Origin of the sequence: Streptosporangium sp. NPDC000509, assembly GCF_042898365.1 — a bacterium.
Lineage (GTDB): Bacteria > Actinomycetota > Actinomycetes > Streptosporangiales > Streptosporangiaceae > Streptosporangium.
The window spans coordinates 329,001-346,557 of record NZ_JBIAYX010000003.1; the positions used below are offsets into that span (position 1 = coordinate 329,001).

The window sequence follows — 17,557 nt, forward strand, 5'->3', positions numbered from 1 at the left end:
TGCCCCTCACCGGACGGCGAGGGGCTTTCTCCCTGTACTTACTGAGCGAGCGCGTCAGCCGATCTGGCCGAAGATGTCAATCCGGTCGCCCTCGACCAGGCTGACGATGGCTCGCTTGGTGGCCGGGCGCTGGCCGTAGCCGAACCTGGTCCGCTTGCGCTTGCCCTGGCGGTTGATGGTGTTGACGCTGGCGACCTTGACACCGAAGATCTTCTCAACGGCGATCTTGACCTGCGTCTTGTTGGCCGTCTTCCGCACCAGGAACGTGTACTTGTTGTGCTCGTCGATCAGGCCGTAGCTCTTCTCGGAGACAACCGGCTTGATGATGATGTCGCGCGGGTCGGCGATCTTCTCCATCAGGCGTCTTCCTTCCCGCTCTTGCTCAGACGCGCCACGGTCTGGTCGTACGCGTCCTGAGTGAAGACGACGTCGTCGTAGCAGAGCACGTCGTAGGTGTTGAGCTGCCCGGCGTCCAGGAGGTGGACCTCGGGAGCGTTGCGCAGGCTCAGCCAGCTGAGCTCGTCACCCTCGTCGACGACGACCAGGACGCTGCGGGCCTTGGTGAGCCTGCGAAGCGACTCAAGAGCCGCCTTGGTCTTCGGGGTCTCCCCCTCGACCAGACCGCTGACCACGTGAACGCGGCCGCCGGTCGCCCGGTCGGACAGGGCCGCGCGCAGGGCGGCGGCCTTCATCTTCTTGGGAGTCTTCTGCGAGTAGTCCCGCGGAACCGGGCCGTGGACGGTGCCACCACCGGTGAACTGCGGGGCGCGGGTCGAACCCTGGCGGGCGCGGCCGGTGCCCTTCTGGCGGTACGGCTTCTTGCCGCCGCCTCGGACCTCACCGCGGGTCTTCGCCTTGTGGGTGCCCTGCCGGCGAGCGGCGAGCTGGGCCACGACGACCTGGTGGATCAGCGGGATGTTGACCTTCGTGCCGAAGATGTCCTCCGGCAGGTCGACGGTGCCGGCCTTCTCACCGCGTACGTCGAGGACGTCAATGGTGCTCACTTGGCAGCCCCCTTCTTGGCGGCGGTGCGGACCAGGACCAGGCTGCCGTTGGCGCCGGGGATCGCACCCTTGATCAGGATGAGGCCCTTCTCGGCGTCCACGGCGTGAACCTTGAGGCTCTGGACGGTCGTGCGGACGTTGCCCATCCGGCCCGCCATGCGCACGCCCTTGAAGACGCGGCCGGGGGTGGCGCAGCCACCGATGGAACCGGGCGAGCGGTGCTTGCGCTGCGTACCGTGCGAGGCGCCCAGACCCTTGAAGCCGTGGCGCTTCATGACACCCGCGAAGCCCTTGCCCTTGCTCTTGCCCGTCACGTCGACGAACTGGCCGGCCTCGAAGGTGTCGGCGAGGAGCTCCTGGCCCAGGGTGTAGTCGCTCGCGTCGTCGGTGCGGATCTCCGCGAAGTAACGGCGCGGGGTGATGTCGTGCTTGCGCAGGTAGTCGCCGAGCGGCTTGTTGACCTTCCGCGGGTCGACCTGGCCGAAGCCCAGCTGAACGGCGGTGTAGCCGTCCTTCTCGGCGGTGCGGACGCGGGTCACGACGCACGGGCCAGCCTCGACGACGGTCACCGGGACCATCCGGTTGTCCGCGTCGAAGACCTGGGTCATGCCGAGCTTCTTGCCCAGGACGCCCTTGATCTTGTTAGCCATGTCAGTGCGTTCCCTCAGAGCTTGATCGAGATGTCAACGCCGGCGGGAAGGTCGAGTCGCATGAGCGAGTCGACCGTCTTCGGCGTCGGGTCGATGATGTCAATCAGCCGCTTGTGCGTGCGCATCTCAAAGTGCTCGCGGCTGTCCTTGTACTTGTGCGGCGAGCGGATGACGCAGTACACGTTCTTCTCGGTCGGCAGCGGCACCGGGCCCGCGACCTTGGCGCCAGTCCTTGTCACCGTCTCGACGATCTTCTTGGCCGAGACGTCGATGACCTCGTGGTCATAGGCCTTGAGCCGAATGCGGATCTTCTGTCCCGCCATAATGGCCTCGGTGTCCTTCACTGTCGTCTGAAAAAGTTACGTGCGGCCTGTTGCCGCTATGTCGTGGCCGGCCCATCTGGACGGTCCTGCCACGTCGTGCCGGAGCACGTCTCGCCCTGGGGCGGCGTCTCCGCACATGCCCCACGTAGCAGACGCTGTGAGTCCGCGCTTTCTTCCGTGATCTGGCAGTGAGTTCGGTCATCCTTCGGCCGAACCAACTGCGAGATCACGGTTCGTGGGGTCCTGCCGGGGTTCGCGCCCTGCGACGCGGTCCCCTCGTGGTGAGGCGGTCGGCCCTGTTTCGAGGGCCGACCGCCACTCCGCGATCGTACTACTTGATGATCTTGGTCACTCGACCCGCACCGACGGTGCGGCCACCCTCACGGATGGCGAACTTGAGACCGTCCTCCATCGCGATGGGCTGGATCAGCGCGACGCTCATCTCCGTGTTGTCGCCGGGCATGACCATCTCGGTGCCCTCGGGGAGGTTCACCACGCCGGTCACGTCGGTCGTACGGAAGTAGAACTGCGGGCGGTAGTTGTTGAAGAACGGGGTGTGGCGGCCGCCCTCGTCCTTGCTCAGGATGTAGACCTGGGCCTCGAACTCGGTGTGCGGGGTGGTCGTGCCCGGCTTGATGATGCACTGGCCGCGCTCGACGTCCTCGCGCTTGATGCCGCGCAGGAGCAGACCGACGTTGTCGCCCGCCTGGCCCTCGTCGAGGAGCTTGCGGAACATCTCGACACCGGTGACCGTGGTGGTGGTCTTGGTCTCCTTGATGCCGATGATGTCGACGGTCTCGTTGACCTTGACGATACCGCGCTCGATACGGCCGGTGACGACCGTACCGCGACCGGTGATCGAGAAGACGTCCTCGATCGGCATGAGGAACGGCTTGTCGGTCTCACGGGTCGGCTCGGGGACGTTCTCGTCCACGGCGGTCATGAGCTCGATGATCGAGTCGCCCCACTTGGTGTCGCCCTCAAGCGCCTTCAGCGCCGAGACGCGGACGACCGGCAGGTCGTCGCCGGGGAACTCCTGGGCCGAGAGAAGCTCGCGGACCTCGAGCTCGACGAGCTCCAGGATCTCCTCGTCGTCCACCATGTCGGACTTGTTGAGGGCGACGACGATGTAGGGGACGCCGACCTGGCGGGCCAGGAGGACGTGCTCCTTCGTCTGCGGCATCGGACCGTCGGTGGCGGCGACCACGAGGATCGCGCCGTCCATCTGAGCCGCACCGGTGATCATGTTCTTCACGTAGTCGGCGTGACCGGGGCAGTCCACGTGGGCGTAGTGGCGCTTCTCGGTCTGGTACTCGACGTGCGCGATGGAGATCGTGATACCACGAGCCTTCTCCTCGGGCGCCTTGTCGATCTTGTCGAACGGGGTCGCCTCGTTGAGGTTCGGGAAACGCTCGTGGAGCACCTTGGTGATCGCCGCGGTCAGAGTGGTCTTGCCGTGGTCGATGTGCCCAATGGTGCCGATGTTTACGTGCGGCTTGGTCCGCTCGAACTTGGCCTTGGCCACTGCTCTCTCCTTAGAGATTCTGACGTGACTTGCGTCTTCATATTCGGGATTGGGGAGGCCGGTCCCTCTCGGAACCGGCCGGCGAGAAAGCTCTCGCCCCGCACCCCTCCGGTGGCGGGGCGACGATCTCCTCGTTACCCGCACCCGGAATGGTGCTGGACTTACTCGCCCCGCACCTTCGCGACGATCTCCTTGGCGATGTGCGCGGGCACTTCGGCGTAGGAGTCGAATTGCATGCTGTAGCTCGCACGCCCCTGCGTCTTGCTACGGAGGTCTCCCACGTAGCCGAACATCTCAGAGAGCGGCACGAGCGCCTTGATGATCCGGGCGCCGGAGCGCTCGTCCATCGCCTGGATCTGCCCGCGGCGACCGTTGAGGTCACCGATGACATCACCCATGTAGTCCTCGGGCGTGGTGACCTCAACGGCCATCATCGGCTCCAGGATTACGGCGTCCGCCTTGCGCGCGGCCTCCTTGAAGGCCATCGAGCCAGCGATCTTGAAGGCCATTTCGGACGAGTCCACCTCGTGGTAGGCACCGTCCTGCAGGGTGACCTTGACCCCGACCATGGGGTATCCGGCGAGAACACCGAACTCGGCCGCCTCCTGGGCGCCCGCGTCGACCGAGGGGATGTACTCCCTCGGGATGCGGCCACCGGAGACCTTGTTCGAGAACTCGTAACCGTCGTTGCCCTCGCCCAGCGGCTCAATGTCGATGATGACCTTGGCGAACTGGCCGGAACCACCGGTCTGCTTCTTGTGGACGTAGTCGACCTTCTCCACCTTGCGGCGGATGGTCTCCCGGTAGGCCACCTGAGGCCGGCCGATGTTGGCCTCGACCTTGAACTCGCGGCGCATCCGGTCGACGAGGATCTCCAGGTGGAGCTCGCCCATGCCCCAGATGACCGTCTGCCCGGTCTCGTCGTCACGACGGACCTGGAAGGACGGGTCCTCCTCGGCCAGACGCTGGATCGCGGTGCCCAGCTTCTCCTGGTCACCCTTGGTCTTGGGCTCGATGGCGACGCTGATGACCGGCGCCGGGAAGTTCATCGACTCCAGGACCACGGGGTGAGCCGGGTCCGACAGGGTGTCACCGGTGGTGGTGTCCTTCAGACCCATCACGGCGACGATCTGACCGGCCACGGCCGACGCGCGCTCTTCGCGCTTGTTGGCGTGCATCTGGTAGATCTTGCCGATCCGCTCCTTGCGGCCCTTCACCGAGTTGGTCACCGCGGTGCCGGTCTCGAGCGTGCCCGAGTAGATGCGGATGTAGGTGAGGCGGCCGAGGTGCTGGTCGCTCATGATCTTGAAGGCGAGCGCGGAGAACGGCTCGTTCACGTCCGCGTGACGCTCGATGACCTCGTCTTCCTTGCCGACCGCGTGGCCCTTGAAGGCCGGGATGTCGATCGGGGCGGGAAGGTAGGCGACGATCGCGTCGAGCAGGGGCTGAATGCCCTTGTTCTTGAACGCGGTGCCGGTCAGGACCGGGTTGATGGCGCTGGCCAGCGTCGCGCGGCGAATGGCCGCGACCAGCTGCTCCTCGGTGGGCTCGACGCCCTCCAGGAAGAGCTCCATCAACTCGTCGTCGTTCTCGGAGACCGTCTCGATGAGCTTGTCACGCCACTCGCGAGCGGCCTCGGCGTGCTCGGCCGGGATGTCGACGACCTCGTACATCTCGCCCTTGGCCGCCTCGGCGCTCCAGAGCAGACCCTTCATCTTGACCAGGTCGATGACACCCTTGAAGTCGGCCTCGACGCCCCAGGGAAGCTGAAGCACCGCGGGGGTCGCGTTCAGGCGGCTGATCATCATGTCGACGCAGCGGTGGAACTCCGCGCCGACCCGGTCCAGCTTGTTGACGAAGCAGATCCGGGGCACTTCGTAGCGGTCGGCCTGACGCCAGACCGTCTCGGACTGCGGCTCGACACCGGCGACACCGTCGAACACGGCGACGGCACCGTCGAGGACGCGGAGCGAGCGCTCCACCTCGATCGTGAAGTCCACGTGGCCCGGCGTGTCGATGATGTTGATCGTGTGGCCGAGCCATTCGCAGGTCGTGGCAGCGGAGGTGATGGTGATACCACGCTCCTGCTCCTGCTCCATCCAGTCCATCGTGGCTGCGCCCTCGTGGACCTCACCGATCTTGTAGTTGATACCGGTGTAGAACAGGATGCGTTCGGTCGTCGTGGTCTTGCCCGCGTCGATGTGGGCCATGATCCCGATGTTACGGACCTTGGCCAGGTCAAGAGCGGTCGTGGTGGCCACTTCTCTCGCGTCCTCGTCGTCTCGTCGAACCCGCTGTTACCAGCGGTAGTGGGCGAAGGCCTTGTTGGACTCGGCCATCTTGTGGGTGTCCTCGCGCTTCTTGACGCTTGCGCCGAGGCCGTTGCTGGCGTCGAGCAGTTCGTTCATGAGGCGCTCGGTCATGGTCTTCTCGCGGCGGGCGCGGGAGTACTGCACCAGCCAGCGCAGGGCCAGGGTGGTGCTACGCGTCGCGCGCACCTCGACCGGGACCTGGTAGGTCGCGCCACCGACACGGCGGCTGCGGACCTCAAGGGTGGGCTTGACGTTGTCCAGCGCGCGCTTCAGGGTGACGACCGGGTCGTTGCCGGTCTTCTCCTTGGCGCCTTCGAGGGCGCCGTACACGATGGACTGGGCGATGGAGCGCTTGCCGTCCAGGAGCACCTTGTTGATGAGCGCGGTGACCAGGGGCGAGTTGTGAACCGGGTCAGCCATGAGCTGACGACGGCCAGGAGAACCCTTGCGAGGCATTCTTACTTCTCCTTCTTCGCGCCGTAACGGCTACGGGCCTGCTTGCGGTTACGGACACCCTGGGTGTCGAGCGAGCCGCGGATGATCTTGTAGCGAACACCCGGCAGGTCCTTCACACGACCACCACGGACGAGCACGATGGAGTGCTCCTGGAGGTTGTGGCCGACACCGGGGATGTAGGCCGTGACCTCGATGCCGTTGGTGAGCCGGACACGCGCGACCTTGCGGAGCGCGGAGTTCGGCTTCTTCGGGGTCGTGGTGTAAACGCGCATGCAGGTGCCGCGTCGCTGAGGGCTGGCCTTGAGCGCCGGAGTCTTGGTCTTTGTGACCTTGTCCTGGCGGCCCTTGCGGACCAGCTGCTGAATCGTGGGCACCGCGTCTCCGTTCGTGCTAGCCGGTAATTCGAATGTGGTGCATTTTGCAGGTGCTGCCGGTGTCATGACCTGCGGTTCTTTCATCCCCTCCGACCCACGCGGTCGGGCGTGTCGCGTAAGTTTCGCGCCACATCCCGGTTAAGGCCGGTCCGCTGGAGGAGGCCATACGGCGCCTCTGCCGACCCCTCATCGGGAAACTGGCGACGCGCACGCATGAAGACCCATGAAGACATGGGCACGAAGGGAAAGACTACCCAGCCCAACGCAACACGTCAAAACGGCTGCACTCGCCAGGCGTCGGCGTTCGTGTCATGACTCCCGCGATCGGTTTCCGACCGACCGCTTCCGGGTCCGTGTCGAGTTTACCCGGCGCGAAGCACTTCTCCGGCCGTTCTCCGCATTAACGTGTGGCTTTCGCCGCAACATTCCGGTCAAGAAAGGTCCACATCCCCAGCTATCGGGTCGGCGGGCAGGAAAGGCGACGGTACCGGAGGGAAAGCGACGGCGCCCGGCCCCCTTCCGGGGACCGGGCGCCGTCTGCGACCACTCTGCCGTCAGCGACCGCTCAGCGGTCGTGCCGTTCAGCGGTTGTACTGACCGAAGTCGTACTCCTCCAGCGGCACGGCCTCGCCGGAGCCCGAACCGAAGGTGTAGTCGGCCGCGGAGCCGTCGTAGCCGCCGACGGTGTACATGGCGGCCTTCGCCTCCTCGGTGGGCTCGACCCGGATGTTGCGGTACTGGGGCATGCCCGTACCGGCCGGGATGAGCTTTCCGATGATGACGTTCTCCTTGAGACCGAGCAGCGAGTCCGACTTGGCGTGGATCGCCGCGTCGGTGAGCACTCGGGTCGTCTCCTGGAAGGACGCCGCGGACAGCCAGGACTCGGTGGCGAGCGAGGCCTTGGTGATGCCCATCAGCACCGGGCGTCCGGAGGCCGGCGTGCCGCCCTCCGCCACGCACTCGCGGTTGATCCGCTCGAAGCGCGGCCGCTCGACGAGCTCACCGGGCAGCATGTCGGCGTCGCCGGACTCCAGCACGTTCACGCGCTTGAGCATCTGCCGCACGATGATCTCGATGTGCTTGTCGTGGATCGACACACCCTGCGAGCGGTAGACCTGCTGGACCTCCGCCACAAGGTGCAGCTGCACGGCCCGGGGGCCGAGGATGCGCAGCACCTCGTTGGGGTTGACCGCACCGGCGATCAGCTGCTGGCCGACCGTGACGCGCTGCCCGTCGGAGACGAGCATGCGCGACCGCATCGACACGGGGTACGCGACCTCCTCGGAACCGTCGTCCGGGACGATCACGATCTTCCGGGTCTTGTCGGTCTCGTCGATGCGGACCCGGCCCTCGGCCTCGCTGATCGGGGCGACACCCTTGGGGACGCGCGCCTCGAAGAGCTCCTGCACACGGGGCAGACCGTGGGTGATGTCGGCGCCCGCCACACCACCGGTGTGGAAGGTCCGCATCGTCAGCTGGGTGCCGGGCTCGCCGATCGACTGGGCGGCGATGATGCCGACCGCCTCGCCGACGTCCACGAGCTTGCCGGTCGCGAGCGAACGGCCGTAGCAGGTGGCGCAGACACCGATCTTGGCCTCGCAGACGAGGGCGCTGCGGGTCCTGACGGTCTCCACCCCGGCCTCGACCAGCGCGGTGACGTGGATGTCGTTGATGTCGACACCCATCGGCGCGATGATCTTGCCGTCCACCTCCACGTCCTCGGCGAGGATACGGCCGTGCACGTTGCTCTCGGCGTTCTCCGCCTTGACCAGGTTGCCCTGGGCGTCGCGGTCGGCCACGTGCAGCGGGACGCCACGGTCGGTGCCGCAGTCGATCTCGCGGACGATGACGTCCTGCGCGACGTCCACCAGACGACGGGTCAGGTAACCCGAGTCGGCGGTCCGCAGCGCGGTGTCCGCCAGACCCTTCCGCTGACCGTGGGTGGAGATGAAGTACTCCAGCACCGACAGACCCTCGCGGAACGAGGCCTTGATCGGACGCGGGATCGTCTCACCCTTGGTGTTGGACACCAGGCCACGGATGCCGGAGATCTGCCGGACCTGCATCAGGTTTCCTCGGGCGCCCGACTGGACCATCATCCAGACCGGGTTGGTCTTCGGGAACGCCTTCTGCATGTCGTCGGTCACGTCACTGGTCGCGTGCGTCCAGATCTCGATGAGCTCCTGACGGCGCTCCTCGTCCGTGATCAGACCGCGCTCGTACTCACGCTGGACCTTGTCGGCCCTGCGCTCGTACGTCTCCATGATGTCGGCCTTGTTCGGCGGCGCGATGACGTCCTCGATGGAGATCGTCACACCGGCCCTGGTCGCCCAGTAGAAACCGGCGTCCTTGAGGGCGTCGAGCGCCGCGGCGACCTCGACCTTGGGGTACTTCTCGGCGAGCTCGTTCACGATGACCGAGAGCTGCTTCTTGCCGACCTGCGAGTTCACGTACGGGTAGTTCGCCGGCAGGGTCTGGTTGAACAGGCAACGGCCCAGGGTGGTCTCCAGGCGGTAGCTGTCACCCGCCTCCCAGCCCTCGGGAGCGGCCCAGCCGCGGGGCGGCGGGACGTCTCCCTTCATCCGGATCTGGATCAGCGACTGGATGTCCAGCTCGCGGCGGTCGAAGGCCATGAGCGCCTCCGACACCGAGCCGAAGACCCGGCCCTTGCCGACACCGTTCTCGTCCTCGTCCTTGAGCGTGGTCAGCGAGTAAAGACCGATGATCATGTCCTGGGTGGGCATGGTCACGGGCTTGCCGTCGGCCGGCTTGAGGATGTTGTTCGTCGACAGCATCAGGATGCGGGCCTCGGCCTGCGCCTCGGCCGACAGCGGCAGGTGCACGGCCATCTGGTCACCGTCGAAGTCCGCGTTGAACGCGGTGCAGACGAGCGGGTGGATCTGGATGGCCTTGCCCTCGACCAGCTGCGGCTCGAAGGCCTGGATGCCCAGGCGGTGCAGGGTCGGCGCGCGGTTGAGCAGCACGGGGTGCTCGGTGATGACCTCTTCGAGGACGTCCCACACGACCGGCCGGGCACGCTCGACCATCCGCTTGGCCGACTTGATGTTCTGCGCGTGGTTCAGGTCGACCAGGCGCTTCATCACGAACGGCTTGAAGAGCTCCAGGGCCATCTGCTTGGGCAGACCGCACTGGTGCAGCTTCAGCTGCGGGCCGACGACGATGACCGAACGGCCGGAGTAGTCGACTCGCTTGCCCAGCAGGTTCTGGCGGAACCGGCCCTGCTTGCCCTTCAGCATGTCGCTGAGGGACTTCAGGGGGCGGTTGCCGGGACCGGTGACCGGGCGGCCACGGCGGCCGTTGTCGAACAGCGCGTCGACGGCCTCCTGGAGCATCCGCTTCTCGTTGTTCACGATGATCTCGGGGGCGCCGAGGTCGAGAAGTCGCTTGAGGCGGTTGTTCCGGTTGATCACCCGGCGGTACAGGTCGTTCAGGTCCGAGGTCGCGAACCGGCCACCGTCGAGCTGCACCATCGGGCGCAGGTCCGGCGGGATGACCGGGATGCAGTCGAGGACCATCCCGTTGGGCGAGTTGCGGGTGTTCAGGAACGCCGACACGACCTTGAGACGCTTGAGCGCGCGGGCCTTCTTCTGGCCCTTGCCGCTGCGGATCGTCTCGCGCAGGTTCTCGGCCTCAAGAGCGAGGTCGAAGTTGGTCAGACGCTCCTGGATCGCCTGGGCGCCCATGCCACCGCGGAAGTAGCGGCCGAAACGGTCGCGCATCTCGCGGTAGAGCAGCTCGTCGCCCTCAAGGTCCTGGACCTTGAGGTTCTTGAAGCGGCTCCAGACCTCGTCCAGCCGGTCCAGCTCGCGCTGGGCCCGGTCGCGCAGCTGCCGCATCTCACGCTCGGCGCCCTCCCGGACCTTGCGGCGCTGGTCGCCCTTGGCGCCCGCGGCCTCAAGCTCGGCCAGGTCGCTCTCCAGCTTGCGCTGGCGAGCCTCGATGTCGGCGTCACGGCGCTGCTCGATGTGCTGCCGCTCGACGGAGATCTTCGCCTCCAGCGACGGCAGGTCACGCTCGCGCATTTCCTTGTCGACGTGCGTGATCATGTAGGCCGCGAAGTAGATGACCTTCTCAAGGTCCTTCGGGGCCAGGTCGAGCAGGTATCCCAGCCGGGACGGGACACCCTTGAAGTACCAGATGTGCGTGACGGGCGCGGCCAGCTCGATGTGGCCCATCCGCTCACGACGCACCTTGGCGCGGGTCACCTCGACGCCACAGCGCTCACAGATGATGCCCTTGAAGCGGACGCGCTTGTACTTACCGCAGTAGCACTCCCAGTCGCGAGTCGGACCGAAGATCTTCTCGCAGAAGAGTCCGTCCTTCTCGGGCTTGAGCGTCCGGTAGTTGATGGTCTCCGGCTTCTTCACCTCGCCGTGCGACCACTGGCGGATATCGTCGGCGGTCGCGAGGCCGATCCGAAGCTCGTCGAAGAAGTTGACGTCGAGCACTATGTAATCCCCTCCTCAGCTTCTAGATCAGACCTCTTCGACGCTGCTCGGCTCACGCCGGGACAGGTCGATGCCGAGCTCTTCCGCGGCGCGGAAGACGTCCTCGTCGGTGTCGCGCATCTCGATGGACATGCCGTCGCTGGAGAGCACCTCGACGTTCAGGCACAGCGACTGCATTTCCTTGATGAGCACCTTGAACGACTCGGGGATGCCCGGCTCGGGAATGTTCTCGCCCTTGACGATCGCCTCGTAGACCTTCACGCGGCCGAGGACGTCGTCGGACTTGATGGTGAGCAGCTCCTGCAGGGCGTAGGCGGCGCCGTACGCCTCCAGTGCCCAGACCTCCATCTCACCGAAGCGCTGGCCACCGAACTGGGCCTTACCGCCGAGCGGCTGCTGGGTGATCATGGAGTACGGACCGGTCGAGCGAGCGTGGATCTTGTCGTCGACCAGGTGGAGCAGCTTCAGGATGTAGATGTAGCCGACCGAGATCGGGTGCGGGAACGGCTCCCCGGAACGGCCGTCGAACAGCTGGGCCTTTCCGTTCGCGCCGACCATCCGCCCGCCGTCCCTGTTGACCAGGGTGTTGTCGAGCAGACCGATGATCTCTTCCTCGTTGGCACCGTCGAACACCGGCGTGGCCATGTTGGTGCGCGGGTCGACCTCGGCGAAGCCCTTGTCGCGCAGCCGCTCGGCCCACGCCTCCTGGATGCCGCTGATGTCCCACCCTCTGGCGGCGATCCACCCGAGGTGGGTCTCCAGCACCTGGCCGACGTTCATTCGGCCGGGCACGCCCAGGGGGTTGAGGATGATGTCGACGGCCGTGCCGTCCTCAAGGAACGGCATGTCCTCGACCGGGAGGATCTTGGAGATGACGCCCTTGTTGCCGTGCCGACCGGCCAGCTTGTCGCCGTCGGTGATCTTACGCTTCTGGGCCACGTAGACGCGGACCAGCTCGTTGACGCCGGGGGGGAGCTCGTCGCCCTCCTCGCGGCTGAACACGCGCACCCCGATGACCTTGCCCTGCTCACCGTGCGGCACCTTCAGTGAGGTGTCACGGACCTCGCGGGCCTTCTCACCGAAGATCGCGCGCAGCAGGCGCTCCTCGGGGGTCAGCTCGGTCTCGCCCTTGGGCGTGACCTTTCCGACGAGGATGTCGCCGGGGACGACCTCGGCGCCGATGCGGATGATGCCGCGCTCGTCGAGGTCGGCCAGGACCTCCTCGGAGACGTTCGGGATGTCCCGGGTGATCTCCTCGGGGCCCAGCTTGGTGTCACGGGCGTCGACCTCGTGCTCCTCGATGTGGATCGAGGACAGGACGTCGTCCTGCACCAGACGCTGGGAGAGGATGATCGCGTCCTCGTAGTTGTGGCCCTCCCACGGCATGAACGCCACGAGGAGGTTCTTGCCCAGGGCCATCTCGCCCTCGTCGGTGCAGGGACCGTCGGCGACGACCTGGTTCACCTCGATCCGGTCGCCTTCGGCGACGATCGGCTTCTGGTTGAAGCAGGTGCCCTGGTTGGAACGCTTGAACTTGGCGACCCGGTAGGTCGTACGGGTGCCGTCGTCGTTCATCACCGTGACGTAGTCGGCGGAGACCTCCTCGACCACGCCCGCCTTGTCGGCGGTGATGACGTCGCCGGCGTCGGTCGCGGCACGGTATTCCATGCCGGTGCCGACCAGCGGCGCCTCGCTCTTGAGCAGCGGCACCGACTGGCGCTGCATGTTGGAGCCCATGAGCGCGCGGTTGGCGTCGTCGTGCTCCAGGAACGGGATCATCGCGGTCGCCACGGACACCATCTGGCGTGCCGAGACGTCCATGTAGTCGACCTCGGTGGCGCGCAGGGACTCGAACTCCCCGCCCTTCCTGCGGACGAGCACGCGCGACTCGAGGAACGTTCCGTCGGAACCGATGGGCGTGTTCGCCTGGGCGATGACGTGCCGGTCCTCCTCGTCCGCGGTCAGGTAGTCGACCTGGTCGGTGACCCGGCCGTCGACGACCTTGCGGTAGGGGGTCTCGACGAACCCGAAGGAGTTGACCCGGCCGAAGGAGGCCAGCGAGCCGATCAGACCGATGTTCGGTCCTTCCGGCGTCTCGATCGGGCACATGCGACCGTAGTGCGACGGGTGAACGTCACGGACCTCGAAACCGGCCCGCTCACGGGACAGACCACCGGGGCCCAGCGCGGACAGACGACGCTTGTGCGTCAGTCCGGCGAGGGGGTTGGTCTGGTCCATGAACTGGGACAGCTGGGAGGTGCCGAAGAACTCCTTGATCGACGCCACGACCGGGCGAATGTTGATCAGGGTCTGCGGCGTGATCGCCTCGACGTCCTGGGTCGTCATCCGCTCGCGGACGACGCGCTCCATGCGGGCCAGGCCCAGGCGGACCTGGTTCTGGATGAGCTCGCCCACCGTACGGAGACGGCGGTTGCCGAAGTGGTCGATGTCGTCGGTCTCGACGACGATCGGACCGTTCGCGCCGGGCATCTCCGTCTCGCCGGCGTGGAGCCGGACGATGTATTCGATGGTGGCGACGATGTCGTCCTCGGCGAGCGTGCCCTGGGTGATCTCGCTGTCGACCCCGAGCTTCTTGTTGATCTTGTATCGGCCGACCTTGGCGAGGTCGTAGCGCTTGGAGTTGAAGTACAGGTTCTCCAGCAGCGTCTGCGCCGACTCCTTGGTCGGGGGCTCGCCCGGGCGGAGCTTGCGGTAGATGTCGAGCAGAGCGTCGTCCTGGCCGGCCGTGTGGTCCTTCTCCAGGGTGGCGCGCATCGACTCGTACTGACCGAAACGCTCAAGGATCTGGTCGCTGGTCCAGCCGAGCGCCTTGAGCAGCACGGTGACGGCCTGCTTGCGCTTGCGGTCGATGCGGACACCGACGCTGTCGCGCTTGTCGATCTCGAACTCGAGCCAGGCGCCCCGCGACGGGATCACCTTGCATCCGTAGAGGTCCTTGTCCGAGGTCTTGTCGACACTGCGGTCGAAGTAGACGCCCGGGGACCGGACCAGCTGGGAGACGACGACACGCTCTGTGCCGTTGATGATGAACGTGCCCTTACCGGTCATGAGCGGGAAGTCGCCCATGAACACGGTCTGGCTCTTGATCTCACCAGTGGTGTTATTGATGAACTCCGCCGTGACGAACATCGGGGCGGAGTAGGTCATGTCCTTGTCTTTGCACTCATCGACTGAGTACTTGGGCGGCTCGAACCGGTGATCGCGGAACGACAGGGACATGGTCCCGGAGAAGTCCTCGATGGGACTGATCTCCTCAAAGATCTCTTCGAGGCCCGACTGGGCCGGAACGTCCTTGCGCCCGGCCTGGCGAGCCGCCTCGACCCGCCCCTTCCACTTCTCGTTGCCGAGCAACCAGTCGAAGGACTCGGTCTGAAGAGCGAGAAGGTCAGGAACTTCTAGCGGCTCCTGAATTCGTGCGAAAGACACACGACGGGGACCGGCGGGTACGGCGGAGGCGTTGCGCGAGGCTGCCAACAGATGTCCTTCCGAGGGCTCGCGGCGGACTGACTACACGCACGCCAGACGACCATGCATCAGAGCACCAAAAGAAGCGGGTCGTCAAAGGGCAGCGCAAAGGGGCAGTGTAGCCGAACGGCATACACCTGTCCACTTCAGTCTCGCTGCAAGCTCCACGTTGGTCGCAGCATCGCCCGTCAGAGCCGAAACGTCAAGCCCGGGAGCCGACATTTCGGCAGGGAAACAGCCGAGACCCTGGGAGTTTTCCCACCGAGCGACCTGCGTACACCACCACAGCGGAGACAATGCCCGACCTGGTGTGGCTGACGCTGAGTCACGCGGCGGATCGAACACCGGCCGATGGATCGACCGACGATCGACGCTGCCATGGCGGGTGTACCCAACCGCCAACCCACCCCAAACCAAGGCTTTACTAACAATTGAATAAAGCGACGCGCCGATCAGGGGGGCGGAGGGTCTCCGAGCAGGGTGGACAGCTCCGAGACCAGCCACCGGGAATCCTTTTTGATCATGATGAATCTGGCCCGGTTCTGGCTGACGACCCGGCGTGGCTCCTTCTCCCCCTCGGGGGTCCTGACCGTGCTCATGCTCATGAAGAGCAGCACCTCGACCCGGCCGGAACCTCCCGACTCCACCGACTCGACCCCGGCCCCGGTCACCGTGGCCTGCTGCACCGTCTTCTGTCTCCTGGCCTGTGGAGCGATGCTCCTGGCCAGCTGCCGGTAGTGCAGACTGAGCGCCCCGACGGTGTATTCGCTCGCTCTTGCGAAATCCTGTTCGATCGTACGGTAGTCGTACGACAGCATGTCGGGGGCGACCGAACGGGCCGCGGCGAGCGCCTCCCGGCCCGCCGTCTCGTCCGCGCGCAGCCGGCTCAGGTCGGTGAACATGATCCAGACGGCCGCCGCGAGCGCGAGCGCGACGGCGACCATGAGTCCGATCGCCAGCCGGGAGGCATGTCTCACAGCACCAGCTCCGCCTGGGACACGAGCCACGATCCCCCGACCTTGGTCACTTCCATGTTCCACCGGTAGAACCGCTCCTGCGGGGCGTCCTTGCTCCCGTCCCGCCGGATCACCGCGTCGCCCACCACCATCACCTGGGCTGTGCTCCCCTTCAACGAGACCAGCCCCGAGGCCCGCAGCGCACCCGTCTGGAGGATCTTGTCCTTCACCGTGCTCCTCTTGAGCTCCGCGGCGGTCCTGGCGTACTCGGCCCTGGCCACGCCCGTGGAGGTGTCGAGGATGCGCTCGATGTCCTCGTCGACGCTCCGGTAGCCGACGGAGAGCAGATGCAGGGCGTGGGCCCCCGCCGCCCTCAACGCGGCCTGCCGGTCGTCAGCGGCCGTCTGGGCGTCGCGCAGGGCGGCACCGATCCAGAACGCGGCGACGAGCAGCGCCACGATCAAAACTCCCAGCATCGGCCCCAAGATCCTGAGAGGGCGACGGGAGCGGCGTGAGCGACGGGAACGAGTGGCGTGCACTGCCATGCGTTCTCTCCCATCGCACGGTCTGCGGAACGCGGGCCGGTGAGCGCGACCGTCGCACCGCGCCGGACGGTACGCTCCCCGATCGCCGGATCATAACCCGCCGCGCAGATCCGCATAACGACCTTCGCCCACATGCCCCGGGCCATTTCGCCCGTCCCTTCACCCCGGCCCCCGGAACAACGAGGCGTCCGGCCCGGTGAGGATGGCTCTCCCCCGCCGCCGACGCGCATCCCGGCCGGCCGCTTCCCGCCCCTCCCATCCGGGCCCGGGCACGGGTCGCGGGGGGCGGAAACACGAGAAGAGCGGGCCACCGGCACCAGGTGGACCCGCTCTTCTCGATGAAACGAACTACTTGACGGTCACCGAGGCGCCGGCGCCCTCAAGGGCGGCCTTGGCCTTCTCGGCCTGCTCCTTGTTGACCTTGCCGTCGAAGACGGACTTGGGAGCGCCGTCAACGAGGTCCTTGGCCTCCTTGAGGCCCAGGCTCGTCAGGGCGCGGATCTCCTTGATGACCTGGATCTTCTTGTCACCGGCGGCCTCGAGGACGACCTCGAACTCGTCCTGCTCCTCGACCTCTTCGACGGCGGCCGCACCGGGGGCGGCGGCGGCGACGGCGACGGGGGCAGCGGCCTTGACGTCGAAGGTCTCCTCGAAGAGCTTCACGAAGTCGGACAGCTCAAGAAGAGTCATCTCCTTGAAAGCGTCGAGCAGCTCGTCGGTGCTGAGCTTCGCCATGATGGTTCCTCCATACGGATCTGAACTACTAAAGAAAGTCGGGACCGCGGTTTGCGTTAATCCCCTGTGACCGCCTGCGCGGACCTACTCGCCGGCGCCTTCGCGCTTGGCGCGCAGGGCCTCGGCCAGCTGAGCCATGTTGGTGGGCAGCGCATTGAAGACGGCGGCCGCGTGGCCCTGCTTCGCCTTCAGGGCACCGGCCAGCTTCGCGAGGAGAACCTCGCGCGACTCAAGGTCGGCAAGCTTGCTGATCTCGTCCGGCGTCATCGACCTGCCGTCGACGACACCGCCCTTGATGACCAGGAGGGGATTGGCCTTGGCGAAGTCACGCAGACTCTTGGCAGCCTCGACCACGTCGCCGTTGACGAACGCGATCGCCGACGGACCCGCGAGCAGGTCGTTGAGCTGGTTGAACCCGGCCTCAGTGGCCGCGATCTTGGTCAGCGTGTTCTTCACCACGGCGAACTTCGCATTCTCACCGAGAGAAACGCGCAGCTGCTTGAGCTGGGCGACGGTGAGACCGCGGTATTCGGTCAGAACGGCAGCATTGGAGCCGTCGAAGCTGCTCTTCAGCTCAGCGACAGCCGTTGCCTTTTCTGCCTTCGCCATGGGCCTCCTTCCAGATGTGCCGCCGGGGCAAGGGCCCAGAAAAGCGAACAAGCCCCGGCGCAGGCGCACGGGGCTCACATAAGGAGGTTAGTCCAGATGAAAACTCACATCAC

General features: G+C 66.0%; 14 protein-coding genes. All 14 read right to left on the reverse strand.

Annotated features, from left to right (window positions below; all coding sequences use genetic code 11):
* Positions 1 to 54: 54 nt before the first annotated feature.
* The gene (gene rplW / locus ACFY3D_RS07735; RefSeq protein ID WP_030912923.1) at positions 55 to 357 is read right to left on the reverse strand and encodes a 50S ribosomal protein L23; all 303 of its coding nucleotides are present in this window, start codon (positions 355 to 357) and stop codon (positions 55 to 57) included.
* Complete coding sequence (gene rplD / locus ACFY3D_RS07740) at positions 357 to 1,004, reverse strand: 50S ribosomal protein L4 (RefSeq protein WP_350943267.1); 648 nt, start codon at positions 1,002 to 1,004, stop codon at positions 357 to 359. The genes rplW and rplD overlap by 1 nt, the downstream gene beginning before the upstream one ends.
* Positions 1,001 to 1,654, reverse strand: a complete 654-nt coding sequence (gene rplC, locus ACFY3D_RS07745; protein WP_329089937.1) for a 50S ribosomal protein L3 — start codon at positions 1,652 to 1,654, stop codon at positions 1,001 to 1,003. The genes rplD and rplC overlap by 4 nt, the downstream gene beginning before the upstream one ends.
* A 14-nt stretch (positions 1,655 to 1,668) precedes the next feature.
* Positions 1,669 to 1,977 (reverse strand): 30S ribosomal protein S10, encoded by a 309-nt coding sequence (gene rpsJ / locus ACFY3D_RS07750; RefSeq protein WP_030912931.1) that lies wholly within the window; start codon positions 1,975 to 1,977, stop codon positions 1,669 to 1,671.
* A 331-nt stretch (positions 1,978 to 2,308) separates the two neighbouring features.
* Positions 2,309 to 3,502 (reverse strand): elongation factor Tu, encoded by a 1,194-nt coding sequence (gene tuf / locus ACFY3D_RS07755; RefSeq protein WP_389976198.1) that lies wholly within the window; start codon positions 3,500 to 3,502, stop codon positions 2,309 to 2,311.
* Positions 3,503 to 3,663: 161 nt separating this feature from the next.
* Positions 3,664 to 5,712 (reverse strand): elongation factor G, encoded by a 2,049-nt coding sequence (gene fusA, locus ACFY3D_RS07760; protein ID WP_389976605.1) that lies wholly within the window; start codon positions 5,710 to 5,712, stop codon positions 3,664 to 3,666.
* Positions 5,713 to 5,799: 87 nt separating this feature from the next.
* Positions 5,800 to 6,270 (reverse strand): 30S ribosomal protein S7, encoded by a 471-nt coding sequence (rpsG, locus tag ACFY3D_RS07765; protein WP_350943262.1) that lies wholly within the window; start codon positions 6,268 to 6,270, stop codon positions 5,800 to 5,802.
* Positions 6,271 to 6,272: 2 nt separating this feature from the next.
* Positions 6,273 to 6,644: a 30S ribosomal protein S12 gene (gene rpsL, locus ACFY3D_RS07770; protein ID WP_012887826.1), complete on the reverse strand. Its 372-nt coding sequence runs from the start codon at positions 6,642 to 6,644 to the stop codon at positions 6,273 to 6,275.
* A 581-nt stretch (positions 6,645 to 7,225) separates the two neighbouring features.
* Positions 7,226 to 11,113 (reverse strand): DNA-directed RNA polymerase subunit beta', encoded by a 3,888-nt coding sequence (locus ACFY3D_RS07775; protein ID WP_350943261.1) that lies wholly within the window; start codon positions 11,111 to 11,113, stop codon positions 7,226 to 7,228.
* Between the two features lie 27 nt (positions 11,114 to 11,140).
* Positions 11,141 to 14,608 carry a DNA-directed RNA polymerase subunit beta gene (gene rpoB, locus ACFY3D_RS07780; RefSeq protein WP_350943260.1) on the reverse strand — a complete coding sequence of 1,156 codons (3,468 nt, stop codon included), beginning with the start codon at positions 14,606 to 14,608 and terminating at the stop codon, positions 11,141 to 11,143.
* A gap of 443 nt (positions 14,609 to 15,051) precedes the next feature.
* A complete protein-coding gene (locus ACFY3D_RS07785; RefSeq protein WP_350943259.1) occupies positions 15,052 to 15,576 on the reverse strand; it encodes a hypothetical protein in 525 nt (174 codons plus the stop codon).
* Positions 15,573 to 16,031, reverse strand: a complete 459-nt coding sequence (locus ACFY3D_RS07790) for a hypothetical protein (protein ID WP_350943258.1) — start codon at positions 16,029 to 16,031, stop codon at positions 15,573 to 15,575. The genes ACFY3D_RS07785 and ACFY3D_RS07790 overlap by 4 nt, the downstream gene beginning before the upstream one ends.
* A gap of 417 nt (positions 16,032 to 16,448) precedes the next feature.
* Entirely contained in the window at positions 16,449 to 16,835 is a 387-nt protein-coding gene (rplL, locus tag ACFY3D_RS07795; protein ID WP_350943257.1) for a 50S ribosomal protein L7/L12, read from the reverse strand.
* Positions 16,836 to 16,919: 84 nt separating this feature from the next.
* Positions 16,920 to 17,444, reverse strand: coding sequence for a 50S ribosomal protein L10 (rplJ, locus tag ACFY3D_RS07800; RefSeq protein WP_350943256.1), 525 nt, complete (start codon positions 17,442 to 17,444; stop codon positions 16,920 to 16,922).
* Positions 17,445 to 17,557 lie beyond the last annotated feature (113 nt).

Excerpts from the sequence above, each read along its gene's own strand:
- rplL (WP_350943257.1), bottom strand. The coding sequence starts at position 16,835 with ATGGCGAAGCTCAGCACCGACGAGCTGCTCGACGCTTTCAAGGAGATG.
- rplJ (WP_350943256.1), bottom strand. The coding sequence starts at position 17,444 with ATGGCGAAGGCAGAAAAGGCAACGGCTGTCGCTGAGCTGAAGAGCAGC.
- rplW (WP_030912923.1), bottom strand. The coding sequence starts at position 357 with ATGGAGAAGATCGCCGACCCGCGCGACATCATCATCAAGCCGGTTGTC.
- rplC (WP_329089937.1), bottom strand. The coding sequence starts at position 1,654 with ATGGCTAACAAGATCAAGGGCGTCCTGGGCAAGAAGCTCGGCATGACC.
- fusA (WP_389976605.1), bottom strand. The coding sequence starts at position 5,712 with ATGGCCCACATCGACGCGGGCAAGACCACGACGACCGAACGCATCCTG.
- rpsG (WP_350943262.1), bottom strand. The coding sequence starts at position 6,270 with ATGCCTCGCAAGGGTTCTCCTGGCCGTCGTCAGCTCATGGCTGACCCG.
- rpsJ (WP_030912931.1), bottom strand. The coding sequence starts at position 1,977 with ATGGCGGGACAGAAGATCCGCATTCGGCTCAAGGCCTATGACCACGAG.
- ACFY3D_RS07790 (WP_350943258.1), bottom strand. The coding sequence starts at position 16,031 with ATGCTGGGAGTTTTGATCGTGGCGCTGCTCGTCGCCGCGTTCTGGATC.